General features: G+C 71.4%; 18 protein-coding genes and 1 tRNA gene. 11 read left to right on the forward strand and 8 right to left on the reverse strand.

Annotated elements, in window-relative coordinates:
- Positions 1-35: 35 nt before the first annotated feature.
- The 6 genes from P0L94_13545 to P0L94_13570 all read left to right on the forward strand — a co-directional run bounded on the left by P0L94_13545 (position 36) and on the right by P0L94_13570 (position 6,466).
- Positions 36-725 (forward strand): CbiX/SirB N-terminal domain-containing protein, encoded by a 690-nt coding sequence (locus P0L94_13545; protein ID WES63482.1) that lies wholly within the window; start codon positions 36-38, stop codon positions 723-725.
- Between the two features lie 118 nt (positions 726-843).
- Entirely contained in the window at positions 844-2,577 is a 1,734-nt protein-coding gene (locus tag P0L94_13550; protein WES63483.1) for a nitrite/sulfite reductase, read from the forward strand.
- A complete protein-coding gene (locus tag P0L94_13555) occupies positions 2,574-3,317 on the forward strand; it encodes a phosphoadenylyl-sulfate reductase (GenBank protein WES63484.1) in 744 nt (247 codons plus the stop codon). Before P0L94_13550 ends, P0L94_13555 begins: the two co-directional genes overlap by 4 nt.
- Before the next feature lie 10 nt (positions 3,318-3,327).
- Entirely contained in the window at positions 3,328-4,119 is a 792-nt protein-coding gene (cobA, locus tag P0L94_13560; protein ID WES63485.1) for a uroporphyrinogen-III C-methyltransferase, read from the forward strand.
- Complete coding sequence (locus P0L94_13565; GenBank protein WES63486.1) at positions 4,116-5,504, forward strand: FAD-dependent oxidoreductase; 1,389 nt, start codon at positions 4,116-4,118, stop codon at positions 5,502-5,504. The genes cobA and P0L94_13565 overlap by 4 nt, the downstream gene beginning before the upstream one ends.
- Complete coding sequence (locus tag P0L94_13570) at positions 5,501-6,466, forward strand: NAD(P)/FAD-dependent oxidoreductase (protein WES63487.1); 966 nt, start codon at positions 5,501-5,503, stop codon at positions 6,464-6,466. The genes P0L94_13565 and P0L94_13570 overlap by 4 nt, the downstream gene beginning before the upstream one ends.
- Before the next feature lie 21 nt (positions 6,467-6,487).
- Here P0L94_13570 and P0L94_13575 read toward each other — a convergent pair whose 3' ends face one another.
- The 4 genes from P0L94_13575 to P0L94_13590 all read right to left on the reverse strand — a co-directional run bounded on the left by P0L94_13575 (position 6,488) and on the right by P0L94_13590 (position 10,593).
- Positions 6,488-7,288, reverse strand: a complete 801-nt coding sequence (locus P0L94_13575; GenBank protein ID WES63488.1) for an ABC transporter permease — start codon at positions 7,286-7,288, stop codon at positions 6,488-6,490.
- Between the two features lie 9 nt (positions 7,289-7,297).
- Positions 7,298-8,206: an ABC transporter permease gene (locus P0L94_13580; GenBank protein ID WES63489.1), complete on the reverse strand. Its 909-nt coding sequence runs from the start codon at positions 8,204-8,206 to the stop codon at positions 7,298-7,300.
- 67 nt (positions 8,207-8,273) lie between these two features.
- Entirely contained in the window at positions 8,274-9,455 is a 1,182-nt protein-coding gene (locus tag P0L94_13585; protein ID WES63490.1) for an extracellular solute-binding protein, read from the reverse strand.
- Between the two features lie 100 nt (positions 9,456-9,555).
- Positions 9,556-10,593 carry an ABC transporter ATP-binding protein gene (locus P0L94_13590; GenBank protein ID WES63491.1) on the reverse strand — a complete coding sequence of 346 codons (1,038 nt, stop codon included), beginning with the start codon at positions 10,591-10,593 and terminating at the stop codon, positions 9,556-9,558.
- 135 nt (positions 10,594-10,728) lie between these two features.
- On the opposite strand from P0L94_13590, the gene P0L94_13595 reads away from it, so the two are divergent.
- Both P0L94_13595 and P0L94_13600 read left to right on the forward strand, forming a co-directional pair.
- Positions 10,729-11,526, forward strand: a complete 798-nt coding sequence (locus tag P0L94_13595) for a winged helix-turn-helix domain-containing protein (protein WES63492.1) — start codon at positions 10,729-10,731, stop codon at positions 11,524-11,526.
- On the forward strand, positions 11,523-12,275 hold the full coding sequence (locus P0L94_13600; protein ID WES63493.1) for a hypothetical protein: 753 nt from the start codon (positions 11,523-11,525) through the stop codon (positions 12,273-12,275). Before P0L94_13595 ends, P0L94_13600 begins: the two co-directional genes overlap by 4 nt.
- Position 12,276: 1 nt before the next feature.
- On the opposite strand, the gene dcd is transcribed toward P0L94_13600, so the two are convergent.
- The gene (gene dcd, locus P0L94_13605; GenBank protein ID WES63494.1) at positions 12,277-12,882 is read right to left on the reverse strand and encodes a dCTP deaminase; all 606 of its coding nucleotides are present in this window, start codon (positions 12,880-12,882) and stop codon (positions 12,277-12,279) included.
- Between the two features lie 105 nt (positions 12,883-12,987).
- On the opposite strand from dcd, the gene nhaA reads away from it, so the two are divergent.
- Together nhaA and P0L94_13615 are read left to right on the forward strand one after the other, a co-directional pair.
- Positions 12,988-14,286, forward strand: coding sequence for a Na+/H+ antiporter NhaA (gene nhaA / locus P0L94_13610; GenBank protein WES63495.1), 1,299 nt, complete (start codon positions 12,988-12,990; stop codon positions 14,284-14,286).
- Positions 14,287-14,357: 71 nt separating this feature from the next.
- Positions 14,358-14,428: transfer RNA gene (locus P0L94_13615), tRNA-Gly, on the forward strand.
- A gap of 5 nt (positions 14,429-14,433) precedes the next feature.
- Here the strand turns inward: P0L94_13615 and P0L94_13620 are convergent.
- The gene (locus P0L94_13620) at positions 14,434-15,270 is read right to left on the reverse strand and encodes a ribokinase (protein ID WES63496.1); all 837 of its coding nucleotides are present in this window, start codon (positions 15,268-15,270) and stop codon (positions 14,434-14,436) included.
- An 89-nt stretch (positions 15,271-15,359) separates the two neighbouring features.
- Here P0L94_13620 and P0L94_13625 point away from each other — a divergent pair, with 89 nt between their 5' ends.
- A complete protein-coding gene (locus P0L94_13625) occupies positions 15,360-16,319 on the forward strand; it encodes a nucleoside hydrolase (protein WES63497.1) in 960 nt (319 codons plus the stop codon).
- Positions 16,320-16,344: 25 nt separating this feature from the next.
- On the opposite strand, the gene P0L94_13630 is transcribed toward P0L94_13625, so the two are convergent.
- Both P0L94_13630 and P0L94_13635 read right to left on the reverse strand, forming a co-directional pair.
- Positions 16,345-16,521: a hypothetical protein gene (locus tag P0L94_13630; protein ID WES63498.1), complete on the reverse strand. Its 177-nt coding sequence runs from the start codon at positions 16,519-16,521 to the stop codon at positions 16,345-16,347.
- A 32-nt stretch (positions 16,522-16,553) separates the two neighbouring features.
- A complete protein-coding gene (locus tag P0L94_13635; protein WES63499.1) occupies positions 16,554-17,423 on the reverse strand; it encodes an EamA family transporter in 870 nt (289 codons plus the stop codon).
- Between the last annotated feature and the right edge of the window lie 3 nt (positions 17,424-17,426).

Consider the following 17,426-nt stretch of genomic DNA (forward strand, 5'->3'; position numbering starts at 1 on the left):
CCTGCGCGTGGCGACGACGGACCAGAATGGGGGTCATGACGACGCCCGCTCTCCTGGCGATCTCGCACGGCACGGCCTCGCCGGACGGTCAGGCCGCCGTCGCCGCCCTCGTCGACGCGGTGGCCGCTCGGCTCCCCGACGTCCCGGTGCGTCTCGGTCATGTCGACGTGCAGCAGCCCGACGTGCCGGCCTCGCTCGGAGCGATCGGCGAGGGGCGACCGGTCGTCGTCGTGCCGCTGCTGCTCTCGGCCGGGTACCACGTGCACGTCGACCTGGTGGAGCAGACCGCGGATCGGGCCGATGTGACCATCGCCGGCGCCCTGGGCCCCGATGCCCGGCTGGCCGGCCTGCTCGCCCGACGGCTGGGGGACCTGCATCCCGGCCCCGACGACGCCGTCGTCCTGGCGGTCGCGGGTTCGAGCGACGAACGGGCCAACGACGACTGCCGCGCGACCGCCCGCATGCTCGCCGAACTGATGGACCGCCCGGTCGACGTCGGCTTCCTCGCCGCCGCGGAGCCCCGTCTCGCCGACGCCGTCGCCGCGGCACGCACGCGAGCCGACCGCGTCGTGGTGGCCGACTACCTGCTCGCGCCGGGGTACTTCCATGATCTCGCGGTGCGGGTCGCGGAGGGGTCGGTCGTCGCGCGCCCCCTGCTGGACGACGACGCTCCCGACGACGCGCTGGTCGAACTCGTGGTGGACCGGTACCGAGCCGCCCGCTGATCCGACCCGTTCCCGGATGCATTCCCGCAACACGCGAGTGTGACGCCGTGTTGCGGTGATTAACCGTCGTTGACACACGGGCGGGCCGCGCCGGGGCGACGTCCGTAATCTCGCCAAGGTGACGATCAGCGACTCCTCCACCCGCAACCCCGCGGCCCGCCCCGAGGGCGGCCGCGCACGTCCGCGCCCCTCCAGCAAGCCGAACGGGCAGTGGAAGATCGACGGCACCGCCCCGCTCAACGGCAACGAGGAGTGGAAGCAGGTCGACAACGGCCTGAGCGTGCGCGACCGCATCGAGCGCATCTACTCGAAGGGCGGGTTCGCCTCCATCGACCCCACGGACCTCCACGGGCGCTTCCGCGTGTGGGGTCTGTATACGCAGCGCAAGCCCGGCATCGACGGCGGGCGCACCGCGACGCTCGAGCCGCACGAGCTCGAGGACGAGTACTTCATGCTGCGCGTCCGCATCGACGGCGGCCAGCTCACGACCGAGCAGCTGCGCGTCATCGCGGGCATCTCGCAGGACTTCGGGCGCGACAGCGCCGACCTCACCGACCGCCAGAACGTGCAGCTGCACTGGATCCGGGTCGAGGACGTCCCCGAGATCTGGCGACGCCTCGAAGCAGTGGGCCTGGGCACCACCGAGGCGTGCGGTGACGTGCCGCGCGTGGTCCTCGGCTCTCCTGTCGCGGGCATCGCCGCCGACGAGCTGATCGATGCCACGCCGCAGATCGACGAGATCACCTCGCGCTTCATCGGCGACGAGTCCCTCGCGAACCTCCCCCGCAAGTTCAAGTCCGCGATCACCGGGCACCCCAGCCAGGACGTCGTCCACGAGATCAACGACGTCGCCTTCGTGGCCGTCGAGCACCCGGAACTCGGCATCGGCTACGACCTGTGGGTCGGCGGCGGCCTGTCCACCGCGCCCCGGCTCGCCGAGCGCCTCGGCGTCTTCGTCGCCCCCGAGCGGGTGGCCGAGGCCTGGCACGGCGTCGCGCAGATCTTCCGCGACTACGGCTACCGGCGGCTGCGGAACAAGGCCCGACTGAAGTTCCTGCTCGCCGAATGGGGCCCCGAGAAGTTCCGCCAGGTTCTGCAGGACGAGTACCTCGGCGACGCGCTGCCCGACGGGCCGGCCGCCCCGACGCCGGTGACGCCCGGCGACCACGTCGGTGTCCACCGGCAGAAGGACGGCCGCTTCTACGTCGGCGTCACGCCCATCGTGGGCCGCGTCTCGGGCCCGACCCTGGCCAGGCTCGCCGACGTCGTCGAGGCGCACGGCTCGACGCGACTGCGGACCACGCCCCACCAGAAGCTCGTCGTCCTCGACATCCCCGAAGACAACGTCGAGTCGCTCGTCGCCGAGCTGGACGCCCTGGGGCTGTCCGCACGCCCGAGCCTCATCCGCCGCGGCACAATCGCCTGCACCGGCATCGAGTACTGCAAGCTCGCCATCGTCGAGACCAAGGGCAACGCCACCGCGGCCGTACTGGCGCTCGAGGAGCGCCTCGCCGGGCTCGACCTGCCGCATCCGATCTCGCTGCACGTCAACGGCTGCCCGAACTCGTGCGCCCGCATCCAGACCGCGGACATCGGCCTGAAGGGCCAGCTCGTCACCATCGACGGCGCGCAGGTTCCGGGCTACCAGGTCCACCTCGGGGGCGGCCTCGCCTCGAAGGACCGCGACGAGGCCGGGCTCGGACGCACCGTCCGCGGCCTCAAGGTCGCGGCGGACGGGATCGCGGACTACACCGAGCGCGTGGTGCGCCGCTTCCTCGCGGAGCGCGACGCGGATGCCGATGAGACGTTCGCCCAGTGGGCTCACCGGGCCGACGAGGAGGCGCTGCAGTGACGGCGACACTCGCCCCTCGCGCCGAGCACCTGCGCTCGCACGACGAGCTGCGCGCGCTCGCGGAAGCGGGCAACGCCGAGCTCGGCAGCCTCACCGACCACGAGGCGACCGCCGACGAGGTGCTCGACTGGGTGGCTCGCAACTTCGCCGTCGAGGCCGCCGCGGTGGCGTCCTCGATGGCGGATGCGACGATCCCCCACATGGTCTCGGAGCATCTTCCGGGCGTCGACGTGATCTTCCTCGACACCGGCTACCACTTCACCGAGACGATCTTCACGCGCCACGAAGTGGAGCGGACGCTCGACGTGCGCCTCATCGACGTCTACCCGGAGCAGACGGTCGCCGCCCAGAACGAGGAGTTCGGTCGCGACCTCTTCGCACGCAACCCGGGACTGTGCTGCCAGCGCCGGAAGGTGATTCCGCTGCAGAAGACGCTCGCCGGCTACGAGGTGTGGTTCTCGGGCGTCCGGCGTGACGAGACCGAAAGCCGGGCGACCACGCCGCTCGTCGCCTTCGACGAGCGCAACGGCCTCGTCAAGGTCAGCCCCATCGCCGCATGGACCGAAGACGACGTCGCCGCCTACGCCTCGACGCGCGACATCGTCGTCAACCCGCTGCTGTCGTGGGGCTACCCCTCGATCGGCTGCGAGCCGTGCACGCAGCCCGTCGCCGAGGGCGAGGATCCGCGCTCGGGCCGCTGGGCCAACTTCAGCAAGACCGAGTGCGGTCTGCACATCTGACGGAGAGATCATGACCGACACCAACGGACTCGTCCAGCTGGTCGGCGCCGGCCCCGGCGATCCCGGCCTCCTCACGCTCCGGGGCCTGCGCGCCCTCGAAGCCGCCGACGTGATCGTCGCCGACCGGCTCGGGGCGCGCGCCGTGCTCGACGGTCTCGAAGCCGACGGCATCCGCCTCTCCGCCGACGTCGTCGACGTCGGCAAGCGTCCCGGCCATCACGCCGTGCCCCAGGACGCCATCAACGCGCTGCTCGTGCAGCTCGCGCACGACGGCAAGCGCGTCGTGCGCCTCAAAGGCGGCGACCCGTACATCTTCGGCCGCGGGGGCGAGGAGCTCGCGTTCTGCCAGGAGGCCGGCATCGCCGTCGAGGTGGTCCCGGGCATCACGAGCGCCGTGTCGGTGCCCGCCGTCGCCGGCATCCCGCTCACCCACCGCGGCGTGGCGACCGCCTTCACCGTCGCGACCGCGCACGACCAGATCCAGAACCTCGGCGGCGCACGCGACCACACCGTCGTCCTGCTGATGGGCATCGGCACGCTGGCCCACTCCGCGCTCACGCTCGCCCGCGGCGAGCGCGGCGCCGACTGCCCCGTCGCGATCGTCGAGGACGGCTACGGGCCGGGCCAGCGCGTGACGATCGGAACCCTCTCGACCATCGCCGCGCAGGCCGCCCAGCGCGGTGTGCGCTCGCCCGCGGTCGTGGTGGTCGGCGATGTGGTGCGACTGAGCCCGTACGCCCCCGATGACCTCAAGACCCTCGATCTCGCATCGTTCGACCCCGTGAAAGGCCCCTCGCAGTGACCTCCGCCTCCTCTTCCCTCGCCAGCCTCCGCGTCGCGATCATCGGCGCGGGCCCCGCGGGCATCTACGCCGGCAACATCCTCACCGGCGCCGTCCGCGACGCCGGCGGCGACGTCGCGATCGACCTGTTCGAGTCGCTGCCGGCGCCCTACGGTCTCATCCGCTACGGCGTCGCGCCCGACCACCCCCGCATCAAGGGCATCGTGACGTCGCTGCACGAGATGCTGGATGCCGGCACGACGCGGTTCATCGGCAACGTCGAGGTCGGCCGCGACATCGCGCTGGACGAGCTCGCCGAGCGCTACGACGCCGTCATCATCGCAACCGGCGCGATCCGCGACGCCGACCTCGACATCCCGGGCATCGACCTGCCGGGCTCGTTCGGCGCGGCGGACTTCGTCGCCTGGTACGACGGGCACCCCGACGTGCCGCGCGACTGGCCGCTGGACGCCGCCTCCGTGGCCGTCATCGGCAACGGGAACGTCGCGCTGGACGTCGCCCGCGTGCTCGCCAAGCACCCGGAGGACCTGCGCTCGACCGAGATCGCCGACAACGTCCTGGCCGGCCTCGAGGCCTCGGCCGTGACCGACGTGCACGTGTTCGGCCGCCGGGGCCCTGCCGACATCAAGTTCACGCCGATCGAGCTCCGCGAGCTCGGCGAAGTGCCCGGTGTGGACATCGTCGTGCATGACGAGGACTTCGCCGACGCGGATCCGTCGTCGGCGAAGAACAACCAGCTCAAGGTGATGCTGCGCATCCTCAACTCGTGGCGGGGCCGGGAGCGCACGGACGCCACGCGCCGCCTCCACCTGCACTTCCACCACTCCCCCGTCGAGGTGCTCGGTGACGCGGGCGTGGAGAGCGTGCGCTTCGAGCGCACGGCCCCGAACGGCGACGGCACGTTCTCGGGCACGGGCGAGTTCCGCGACATCGCGGTTCAGCAGGTCTACCGAGCGGTCGGCTACTACGGCACGCCCGTGCTGGGCGCACCGTTCGATGCCGCGCGGGGCGTCGTGCCGAACGTCGAGGGCCGCGTGACGGGCGACGACGGCGCCGCGGTCGCGGGTCTCTACGCCACCGGCTGGATCAAGCGCGGTCCGGTGGGGCTCATCGGCCACACGAAGTCCGACGCCATGGAGACGATCGGCCACCTCGTCTCCGACGCGCAGGCGGGGCGCCTGACATCCCGGATCGTCGAGGGCGACGTGCTCGACCTTCTCACCGAGCGCGAGGTCGCCTTCACCACGTGGGATGGGTGGCGTGCGCTCGATGCCCATGAGCGGGAGCTGGGCGCCTCGCACCTGCACACCCGCGAGCGCGTGAAGGTCGTCCCCCGCGACGAGCAGGTGGCGATCGCCCGCACCGGAGCGCTGATCGAATCATGAGCGAGGCACTCCGTCCCGCCCCCGGCGCCGTGTTCGACGTCGTGATCATCGGCGGGGGCCCCGCCGGCCTCTCGGCGGCGCTCAACCTCGGTCGTGCACGGTTCTCGGTCGCGATCATCGACGCGGGGCGCCCCCGCAACGCCGCCACCCTGCGCTCCCACGGGTTCCTCACGCGCGACGGGGTCCCGCCGCTGGAGCTGCGCAAGCTCGCGCGCGCCGAGCTTGCCCAGTATCCGACGCTCCGCGTGTTCGACCGCGCCGTCGCCACACGGGTGATCGAACAGCCCGGGGGAGGCGACGAGCGCTTCGTCGTGGCGCTGTCGGGCCGGGGGAACGGCATCCCTCCGGCGGTGGCCGCGCGCTCGGTGCTCGTCGCAACGGGGCTGCGAGAGACCCTGCCGGCGATCGAGTCGCTGCGCTCGTACTACGGCATCTCGGTCTTCAGCTGCGCCGCGTGCGACGCCTGGGAGCTGCAGGACCGTCCACTCGCGCTCATCGGCGAGACGCGCGACCTGGCGGCACGCGCGCGCCTGCTGGCGCGATGGACCGATGCGCTGACGGTGTTCACGAACGGATCGGATGCGGTCGACACGGTCGAAGAGGCCGAGCTGGCGGCGGCAGGCATCGCGGTGGAGCGACGCGAGATCGCCGACCTCGAGGGTGAGCGCGGCGCGGTGTCGGGCGTGCGCCTCAAGGACGGCGACGTCGTCCCCGTCGAGGGCGGCTTCGTCCGCCCGGTCTGGGACCCGGCACTCGGCTTCCTCGACGGGATCGACGCCGAGCGCGACGCCGACGGCCACCTCGTGGTCGACCGGTCCGGTCGCACGGGCGTCGCCGGTCTCTACGCCGCGGGCGACGCCGCGGCGCCCGGCCCGCAGCAGCTCATCGTCGCCGCCGGCCAGGGCGCGCGCGTCGCGGCCGTGCTCGTCCACGACCAGGTGGGTGTCGTCACCGCGCACTGAGCCGCGCGGTCAGCGGCGCGGTCAGCGGCGCGTCTGCTCCGACCCCGACAGGCGCTGGGCGAGGTAGATCGGCACGATCGAGACGATCACGAGCACCACGGCGATCACCGAGACGATGGGCGCCTGGTTCGGCCGGAACATGTTGTTGAGGATGAAGATCGGCAGGGTCGTCACGCCCGAGCCCGCCGTGAACGTCGTCACGATGATCTCGTCGAACGACAGTGCGAACGCCAGCAGGCCTCCCGCCAGCAGCGCCGAGCGCAGCTGCGGGAAGGTGACCAGGCGGAACGTCGTCCACACGCCTGCCCCGAGGTCGGCGGATGCCTCTTCGAGGTTCGTGCCGGTGCGGCGCAGGCGGGCGATGACGTTGTTGAACACCGTCACGATGCAGAACGTGGCGTGGGCGACGACCACTGTCCAGATCGACAGCGAGACGCCCATGATCGTGGTGAAGAAGTTGTTCAGCGCGATGCCGGTGATGATGCCCGGCAGCGCGATGGGCAGGATCACCAGCAGGTTCACCGCCTCGCGGCCGAAGAACTCGAACCGCTGCAGCGCGAGCGAGATGAGGGTGCCGAGCACGAGCGCGACGGCGGTGGAGATGATCGCCACGAAGACGCTCGTGCCGACCGCCTCGAGCGCGCCGGCGCTCTGGAACGCGCGCCCCCACCACTCCAGCGTGAAGCCGGGCGGCGGCCACGTGAGCGACGTCGACGTCGAGAAGGAGTTCACCAGCACCACGAACAGCGGCAGGTAGACCGCCAGCAGGATGAGGCCGGTGACGATGGCGAGCGTCACGCGGGCGCCGGTTCCCAGTCGCATTCGGTCCCCCTACAGGTTGTTCAGGGCGCCGGTGCGTCGCACCAGTGCCAGGTAGCCGAAGATGATGACGATCGGGATGAGGGCGATCGCCGCCGCGAGCGGCAGGTTGTTGGCCGCGCCCACGTTCGTGTAGACGAGGTTGCCGAGCATCTGGTTCGCGCCGCCGACGATGTTCACGGTGATGTAGTCGCCCAGCGACAGCGAGAAGCTGAAGATCGTGCCCGCGATGATCGCGGGGAAGGCCAGCGGCAGCACGACACTGCCGAGGGTGCGCCACGTCTTGCCGCCGAGGTCTGCCGAGGCTTCCAGCAGCGAATCGGGCACCCGCTCGAGGCCGGCGTAGATGGGGAGGATCACGTACGGCAGCCACAGGTAGGCCAGCGTGATGACGACGGCGGGCAGTCCGTACCCGGGGGTGTGCAGGCCGAAGGGCGCGAGAAGCCATTCGAGGATGCCCTCGGACGACAGCACCGAGCGCCATGCATACGCCTTGACGAGGTAGCTGGCCCACAGCGGCATGAGCACCGCGATCACGAGGATGCGCTGCGCGCGCGGCGAGGCGACCTTGGCCATGTAGAAGGCGATCGGCAGCGCCAGCGCGACGTCGATGATCGTCACCAGCAGCGCCACGCCGACCGTGCGCAGCGTCACCGTCTGGTACAGCGCGCCGGTGACCACCGTGATGATGTTGTCGAGGGTCCAGTCGGTGATGATCTGGCCGGTGAAGGTGTCGACGCTCCAGAACGCGGTCACCAGCAGCAGCACGAGCGCGACGATGTAGACCAGCCCGAGCCAGAACAGGGGCGCGGTCAGCAGCAGCGTCAGGCGCGCGCGCGGGTGGGCGCTCAGGAACGCCGACATGCGGCGCTGCGGGGTCTGCCGCGGCGGCGGTACGACGCGCAGGGATTCGGTCGTCATGGTGTCCTCGGGACGGGCCGGGGGCGACGCGGCTTCGTCGTCGCCGCCCCCGGCGTTCGGGCGGGCGTCAGCCCTTGATCTCGGCCCAGGCCTGCGTCCAGGCGCCGTAGTCGACGCACTCGACGTCGGTGCGACCGTCGACGCACTCGGCGATCGGGGTCGTCCAGTACCAGATCTGCGACGCGTACTCGGCGTCTCCGGCGTGGTACGCCTCGCAGTCGTCGCGGTAGTCGCACGCCTCGATGCTCGAGGGAGCCTCACCGAAGTAGGCGGTCGCCTGCGCGTTCGCCTCGGGGCTGGCGATCCAGTCGAGCCATGCGTACGCGCAGTTCGGGCTCTCGGCGTCGGACGCGATCATCCAGGTGTCCGACCAGCCGGTCGCACCCTCTTCGGGGAGCACGACGTCGGTGGCCGCGCCCTCGCCCGCGAGGACGTTCTGGATGACCTGCCACGTGGTGCCGGCGACCGAGTCGCCGGTCTGGAACGCCTGGATCTCCTTGAGGTAGTCCGACCAGTACTCGCCGATGTGCTCGCGCTGGGCCTTGAGCAGGTCCACCGCGGCGGCGAACTGGGTCTCGTCCAGCGCGTACGGGTTCTCGATGCCGAGCTCGGGCTGGTGCGCCATGAGGTACACCGCCGCGTCGGCGATGTAGATCGGCGAGTCGTACGCGGTGATCTTGCCGGAGTTCGCGGCCGCGTCGTCGAACACGACGTCCCACGAGGTGGGCGCCTCGCTGAAGACGTCCGTGCTGTACAGCAGCAGGTTCGCGCCGTACCCGTGCGGCACGCCATACGACTGGCCGTCGACGGAGTTCCACTCCTTGTCCTTCAGGAAGTCGAAGATGCCGGCGTAGCTCGAGATGAGGTCGGTGTTGACCGGGGTCACATCGCCCGCGGCGATGAGGCGCAGGGTCGCGTCGCCCGAGGCGGCCACGACGTCGTAGTCGCCGGTCTTCATCAGGTTCACGGCCTCGTCGGACGTGCCGTAGGTCTTGGATTCGACCGTGCAGCCGGTGAGTTCCTCGAACGCGGACACCCAGTCGACGCTCGGGTCGTTGCTGCCATCCTCGACGTAGCCGGGCCACGCCAGGATCGAGACGCTGCCCTCGTAGTCGCCGAGCTCGGCGGCGGCCTCGGACGGAGCGGCGGTGCCGCCCGACGAGGTGCCGCAGCCGGCCAGGACGACGATCGACGTCGCCGCCATCGCGGCGAGCGCGCCGCTGCGCGCCCGTCCCGTGATCTTCATCATGCTGTTCCTCTCGGTGTTGCTGTGTGGTGCTGTGGTTCCCGGGCGATCGCCCGGGGTCTCGGCGCCGGAGCGGATCCGGCGAGATCGGTGGCGGGACCCGCTAGCTCAGCGAGACGACGTCGGCGTCGTGCCAGATGACGTGCACGCGATCGCCGCGCTCGTCATCGGCCGCGCGCGATCGGTCGTTGGGTTCCAGGACGGTCACGCGCAGGCCCGCATCCAGGTCGACGACGCGACGGATGCCGGTGCCGACGTAGATGGACTCCACGACGGTTCCGGGAGCGGACCGCTCGCCGTCCGCGGTCGCGGCGGCGTCGGCGAGCGTGAGCTTCTCGGGGCGGATCGAGTGGTCGCCCGCGCGGCCGAGCAGCGCCTCGGAGTGCGCGGTGTCCAGCAGGTTCGACGTGCCGACGAAGTCGGCGACGAAGCGCGATGCCGGGGCCTCGTACAGCTCACGCGGCGTCCCGAGCTGCTCGATGCGCCCGGCGTTGAACACCGCGATGCGGTCCGACAGCGTCAGCGCCTCTTCCTGGTCGTGCGTGACGAAGATGAACGTGATGCCGAGGTCGCGCTGGATCTGCTTGAGCTCGACCTGCATCTGCTCGCGCAGCTTCAGGTCGAGCGCCCCGAGCGGCTCGTCCAGCAGCAGCGCCTTGGGCTGGACGACGGTGGCGCGGGCGAGGGCCACGCGCTGTCGCTGCCCGCCCGACAGCTGGGACGGCTTGCGCTCGGCCATCTGCCCCAGCCGCACCGACTCGAGGGCGCGCATCGCCCGGTCGCGGCGTTCGGCGCGCTTCATGCCCCGCACTCGGAGCCCGTACGCGACGTTCTCGAGGACCGTCATGTGCGGGAACAGCGCGTAGTCCTGGAACACGGTGTTGACGTCGCGATCGAACGGCGCACGGCCGGTCACATCCTCGCCGAACAGCTCTATGGTGCCGGCCGTGGGCTGCTCGAAGCCCGCGATCATGCGCAGCACTGTGGTCTTGCCCGAGCCCGAGGGCCCGAGCATCGAGAAGAACTCGCCGGCGGCGATCTCGAGGTCGACGTCGTCGACGGCGCTCACGGTGCCGAAGTGCTTGGCGAGACCGGTGAGCCGGATGGCGGGCTGCGGCTCGGTGCCGGGTGCTGCGGTCATGGACGATCCCCTTCGATGTCGAGGTGAATTTAATCATATGGAGCCATATGTCAAAAGATGGGCGAGCGTGTTACGGTCATGTCACGCATGAGGCGGAACACTCTCGATCCGCCTCGCCGATCCCCGAGGAGACGCATGCCGCAGGCGACCGGCCGCTTCGACGCCGCCCGCGCGGTCGTCTTCGCACCGCTGGACCCGACCGGCCGCGCAGAGCTCGTGGCGCAGCGTCTGACCGACGCCATCGTCAGCGGCGTGCTGCGCAACGGCGAGCGCCTCCCGAGTGAATCCGAGCTCTCGCGAAGTCTCGGCGTCGCGCTGGTGACGGCCCGCGAGGCCCTCGAGATGCTGCGCGATCAGGGGCTCGTGCTCACGCGCCGGGGACGCGAGGGCGGCAGCTTCGTCACGTTCGACCGCGAGTCCGCGAGTCACGTCCACTCAGACCGCCTTCGCACGATCAGTCGCATCGAGCTGCGCGACCTCGCCCTGCACGTCTCGGCCATCGCGGGCATGGCCGCCGAGGCTGCGGCCGATCGGGCCAGCGATGACGACGTCGCCACGCTTCGCCGCATCTCCGAAGCGGCGGACCTGACGACCGCCGGGGGCGCCCGCCGCGCGACCACCCGCTTCCAACTCGAGGTCGCGGCCGTCAGCCAGTCCCCGCGCCTGGTGCGCGAAGAGGTGCGCCTGCAGGGCGAGGCGGGACCGCTCCTCTGGCTGTGCCTGCGCGAGCAGGAGTACCGTGACCGTGGAGCGCGCTCACGCGAGCGCGTCATCGCCGCGATCGCCGACGCAGACGCCGAGACGGCGCGCACTCTGACCGTCGCGCACATCGACTCGGCGTTCCGCTGGCTGATCGTCGAGCGGTCTCGTCTTGGACATCCGCTCGGCGCCGAGCCGGCATCCGCCACATCGACCAGGGAGGGCACGTCATGACCACGGTCGACGCCCGGGCCGCAGCGGCCGCCGCCGAAGGGGTCGCCGCCCGGTTCGACGAGATCTTCGCGACCATCGACAACTGGAAGGCGATGCTGACCGAGAGGCTCGGCGGCGAGACCTCGCTGACCGCCGAGGCGCTCGATCCCCTCGTCGCATCCTTCGCGGTCCCCGCCGTGTCGGAGCAGACGCTGCTGACCGGCGCCGGGTTCGTCGCCACCCCGGGGGTCCTCCCGGACGCTCCGTACCACCTCGCTTGGTGGCTGCGGGAGACCGCCTCCGATCCCTCGGCGCACCGTCTGCGGGCGATCGAGGACCCCTCCAGCGAGCTGTTCCGCGACTACACGGCACTGGAGTGGTGGCGCGTCCCCGCATCGACCGGCGCCCGCCACCTCACGGGGCCGTACGTGGACTATGTGTGCACCGACGACTACACGGTCACCATCACCACGCCGGTGGTCGTAGACGGCACGATGGTCGGCGTGGTGGGCGCCGACGCACTGGTCGACCGGCTGGAGCGAGAACTGCTCCCGGTGCTCGGCTCGACGACGCTCCCGGCGACCGTGGTCAACGCGTCGGCCCGCGTCGTCACGTCGACGGACACCCACCGGGAGCCCGGCTCGATCCTGCGTCTCCCGGGCCTCGCCGAGGTGGCACGCAAGCCGCCTGTGTCACCGGTCGCTCTCGGCGGCGGGTGCGAAGTGCTCGCGTGCGGCGACACCTCGCTCGTGCTCGTCGTCGGCTGCTGACTCAGGCGCCGCGCGAGCCGGCTTCGGTCACGCCCACGTCGGTGCGGTGGAAGCTCTGGAACGAGCGCGACGCCGTCGGGCCGCGCTGACCCTGGTAGCGATTGCCGTACGGACCCGAGCCGTACGGATTCTCGGCCGCCGACGATAGCCGGAAGAAGCACAGCTGGCCGATCTTCATGCCCGGCCACAGTTTGATCGGCAGCGTCGCGACGTTCGACAGCTCGAGGGTGACGTGGCCGGAGAAGCCGGGATCGATGAAGCCGGCGGTGGAATGCGTCAGCAGGCCGAGGCGCCCGAGCGACGACTTCCCCTCCAGCCGGGCCGCGACGTCGTCGGGGAGCGTCACCTGCTCGAAGGTCGAGCCGAGGGCGAACTCGCCGGGGTGGAGGATGAAGGGCTCATCGGGATCGACCTCGATGAGGTGGGTGAGGTCTGGCTGGTCGACCGCCGGATCGATGAACGGGTACTTGTGGTTGTCGAACAGCCGGAAGTAGCGGTCCAGGCGCACGTCGACGCTCGAGGGCTGGACCATCTCGGGCTCCCACGGCGCGAGGCCGATGCGATCCGCCTCGACCTCGGCCCGGATGTCACGATCGCTCAGCAGCACGCGTTCAGCCTAGCGGCGGCGCCCGCCCGGCACCCGTCTTCAGGACCGCCCCGTAGGCTGGAACCCGGCCCGCTCACCCACTCACGAACGCAGGACCCATACGCCATGACAACGCCGGCACCCTCCGGACCGCGCGGACTGCGCGTCTTCCCCGCCATCGTCTCGCGCGCTGAGACGGCGCGCGTCGCCGAGCTGCTGCGCAAGGAGACCGTCGGCGGCATGCTCCTCGTGGGCATGGCGGCGATCGCGCTGATCTGGGCGAACTCGCCCTGGTCGGAGTCCTACTTCGCGCTGCGCGACTTCGAGATCGGCTACGAGCCGTGGCACCTGCAGCTGAGCCTCGGCGCGTGGGCGGCGGACGGCCTGCTCGCCGTCTTCTTCTTCCTGGTCGGCCTCGAGCTCAAGCGCGAGTTCGTCACCGGCGACCTGCGAAACCCCAGCACGGCCGTCGTGCCGATCATGGCGGCCATCGGCGGCGTCGCCGTGCCCGCGCTCATCTACCTGGCAATCGCCTCGCAGGGTGAGGGACTGACCCGCGCGTGGGCGATCCCCACCGCCACCGACATCGCCTTCGCCGTCGCCGTGCTCGCCATCATCGGCTCGCATCTGCCGAGCGCGCTGCGAATCTTCCTGCTGACGCTGGCCGTCGTCGACGACCTGATCGCGATCACGATCATCGCCGTCTTCTACACCGACCACATCGAGGTCGTCCCATTGATCATCTCGGTCGCGGTCATCGCTGTGTACGGCGTTCTCGCGTACCGCTTCCCGCACCTGTTCAAGCACCGTCCGTTCGCGGCGTGGCTGATCCTCCTGCCGATCGGCATCGTCGCGTGGGCGTTCATGCACGCCTCGGGCATCCACGCGACCATCGCCGGCGTGGCGCTGGGATTCATGATCCCGGTCCGGCCCCCCAAGGATGCGGATGCCGACGAGCACGGTCTCGCCGAGGAGTTCGAGCATCGCTTCCGTCCGCTCTCGGCCGGGTTCGCCGTGCCGGTCTTCGCGTTCTTCGCCGCCGGCGTCGCGATCGGAGGCTTGGAGGGGCTCACCTCAGCCCTGACGAGTCCCCTCACGCTCGCGATCATCGCCGGCCTGGTGTTCGGAAAGCCGATCGGCATCGTGGCGACGACCTGGCTCGTCGCGACCCTCACGCGCGTGAAGCTCGATCCGAGCCTGCGGTGGCTGGACCTCGTCGGGGTCGGCATCCTGGCGGGCATCGGGTTCACGGTGTCCCTGCTCATCGCGGAGCTCAGCTTCCCGTCCGGCAGCGCGGACTACGACCACGCCAAGGTCGCGATCCTCATCGCCTCGGTGATCGCGGCCGTGCTCGCCGCCATCGTGCTCGGCGCGCGCAACCGCGCGTACAAGCGGGCCGAGGCTCAGGCGTCCGCCGAGGCGTGACGTGCACCGGATGGCCGATTCGCCGATCGGCTGGGGTAAGGTAGCAGGGTCGCCGGGCCTCCCGGCGATTCGGGGCTGTAGTTCAATGGCAGAACTTCTGCTTCCCAAGCAGACAGCGCGGGTTCGATTCCCGTCAGCCCCTCCGTTTCACCGATACTCTCCGAGCGGCCTCAGCGGCGGCTGAGCGGACGGATGCGTCACCGCGTCCGCGCCGACGGCGCACGCGGCGCGCAGCGCGTCCTCGTCGGGCCAGCCCGCGTGGAGGGCGAGCGTGATCGCCGCGCAGAACGCGTCCCCCGCGCCGACGGCGCTCACCGCCTCCACCGACGGCGACGGGGCGCTCGCGACCTCGACACCCGCGCGCCGGAGCGTGGCTCCGCGCGCACCGTGCGTGACGACGACCAGTCGTGCAGCGCCCAGCTCGGGCTGAGCCGCCAGCTCGGAGTCGTTGACGATGATGAGGTCCGCGCGCGCGATGACGGCGGGGGCCAGATCGCGGGCCGGCGCAGCGTTGAGTGCGAAGAAGCCCCGGACGCGCTCGGCGAGTGCGGCGACGACCTCCCCGGGGATCTCCTGCTGGGCCAGGACCGCCTCGGCCTCGTCGAACGGCACGTCCGCGACGACGGCATCGTTCGCACCGGCGCTGACGACGATCGTGTTCTCACCGGATGCATCAACCGTGATGAGCGCCATGCCGGTCGGCGCGCCGACGACCCGCACCGCCGAGGCATCGACGCCCGCTGCCCTCAGCGCGGCGACCAGGTCGCCCCCGTCGGCGTCGTCGCCGACCGCACCGACCATGCGCACGCGGGCGCCCAGACGCGCCGCCGCGACCGCCTGGTTCGCCCCCTTTCCTCCGGGCCCGCGCGCGAGAGAGAGCCCGCGCACGGTCTCGCCGGGCGCGGGCAGATCGAGCACGGATGCGGTCACATCGACGTTGACGCTGCCGACCACGCACAGCGGTCCGAAGTCGTGGGGTGCCACGCCGTCCATTCCATCACGACGGGGTATAACCGAGGGAGTGCTCGCGCACGGGTACGCGCCGTTCGCCACCGCAGACCCTCAGGAGTGACGTGACCGACCGCATCCCCGTCTACCTCGACTGCGACACCGGCGTCGATGACGCGGTGGCCCTGGCCTACCTGCTGCGCTCCGATGCCGTCGACGTGGTCGGCGTCGGCACGGTCAGCGGGAACACGACTGCCGCGCGCGCCGCCCGCAACACGCTCGACCTGCTCGCCCTCGCCGGGCACCCCGACGTCCCGGTCGCCGTCGGGTCCCACGACCACCTCGCGCAGCCCTACGGCGGCGGTGCTGCGCACGTCCACGGCGCGAACGGCATCGGCGGCGTCGAACTCCCGTCCGCGCCCGCCCGGCCCGACTCCCGCGACGCCGTCCGGCTGCTGCTCGACCTCTCGCACACGTACGCCGGGGACCTCCACGTACTGACCATCGGACCGATGACGAACGTGGCGCGCGCTCTCGCCGAGGACCCGACGCTCCCCGGGCGGGTCTCCCGCGTGACCGCGATGGGTGGCGCCATCCTTGCGCCGGGCAACATCTCGCCGGTCGCCGAGGCGAACGTCTTCAACGACGCCGAAGCAGCTGCCGCCGTCCTCGCGGCCGACTGGGACACCACGCTGGTTCCGCTGGATGTCACGATGAAGCACACGCTGCACGACGACGACCGGCTGCGGCTGGTGGCCGCCGCCGACCCACTTGCGCGCGCGGTCGGCCACATCCTCGATCACTACTTCGACTTCTATCTGCCGCAGTTCGGCGAGCGGCTCTCGCCCCTGCACGACCCGCTGGCGGCGCTGGCCGCGGCGGGCGCCCCCGGCATCGGCCGGCGCCTGCGGGTCCCCGTCGTCGTCGACACGACGGACGGTCCTGGGCGGGGTCAGACGATCGCGGACATGCGCGGTCAGCGTCTGGGACCGCGCGACCACGACGGCGTGCGCACGGGCGTGCTGCAGGATGCCGACGACAGCGTTGCAGAGCACCTGCTCGACACGCTGCTGGGCGGCGGCTGAGCCCTCGGACCGCTCCGCGCTCCCGTCAGCGCTCCCGCGATCCGCGCTCGGCCGAGAGCTCGTCGGAGATCGGCAGCCGGATCGGCCCGGTGGGCGTGAGGATGTCGTTGCAGCTCGTGCACTCCCACGCCCCCTCGACCTCGGTCATCGGTGCTCCGCACCCGGGGCAGCGCGGGGTGGCGTCGACGTCCTGAACGGTCATGGGCGTGAGCGTACACCCGTCGCGCCGCGTGCTCAGCCCACGGGTTCGGCGGCTCCGCGGGCGGCACGTGCCGACGAACGCACCGCGCCGATGCTGGCGGCGATGACGAGGGCGATGCCGACCACCTCGAGCCAGGACAGATGCTGACCGAGCAGCACGAACCCGGCCAGCGCCGCGGTTGCGGGCGCGAGCGACATCAGGATCGCGAACGCCGCGGGGGCGAGCCGCCGCAGCGCCAGCAGCTCGAGGGTGTACGGGATCGTCGACGACAGCAGGGCCACCAGGGCCCCGATCGCCACGAGCGGGAGGTCGAGGAGCGCCTCGCCGGCATCCGCGATCCCGAACGGCACCGCGATGAGCGCCCCGACCGACATCGCCAGCGCAAGCCCGTCGAGCCCGGCGAACTCCCGACCGACCCGCGCCGCCGCGAGGATGTACCCGGACCAGCTCGCCGCCGCGCCGAGGGCGAACAGGACGCCCAGCGGGTCCAGGCGGTCCCACCCCCCGCCGCCGAGCGAGAGGACTCCCGCGAATGCCACGAGCGCCCACACCCATGCCGTCCAGCGTCGGCTCGCGATGATCGACAGCACGAGGGGCCCCAGCACCTCGATCGTCACGGTGATGCCGAGCGGCAGGCGCTCGAGCGCGAGGTAGAACAGCCCGTTCATCGTCGCCAGCACGACGCCGAAGAGCGCGACCGCGCGCCACGCCGTCGCAGAGTGCCCGCGCACGCGGGGCCGGGCGATCGCGAGCAGCAGCAGCGCCGAGAACACCAGGCGGAGCATCACCATGCCGAGTGGCCCGACGCGGGGGAAAAGCAGCACGGCCAGCGATGCGCCGACCTCCTGGCATGCCAGGCCCACGACGACGAAGAGGACGGCGGGAGCGGCGCCCCGCCTCATGCC

Source organism: Microbacter sp. GSS18 (assembly GCA_029319145.1).
Lineage (GTDB): Bacteria > Actinomycetota > Actinomycetes > Actinomycetales > Microbacteriaceae > Microbacterium.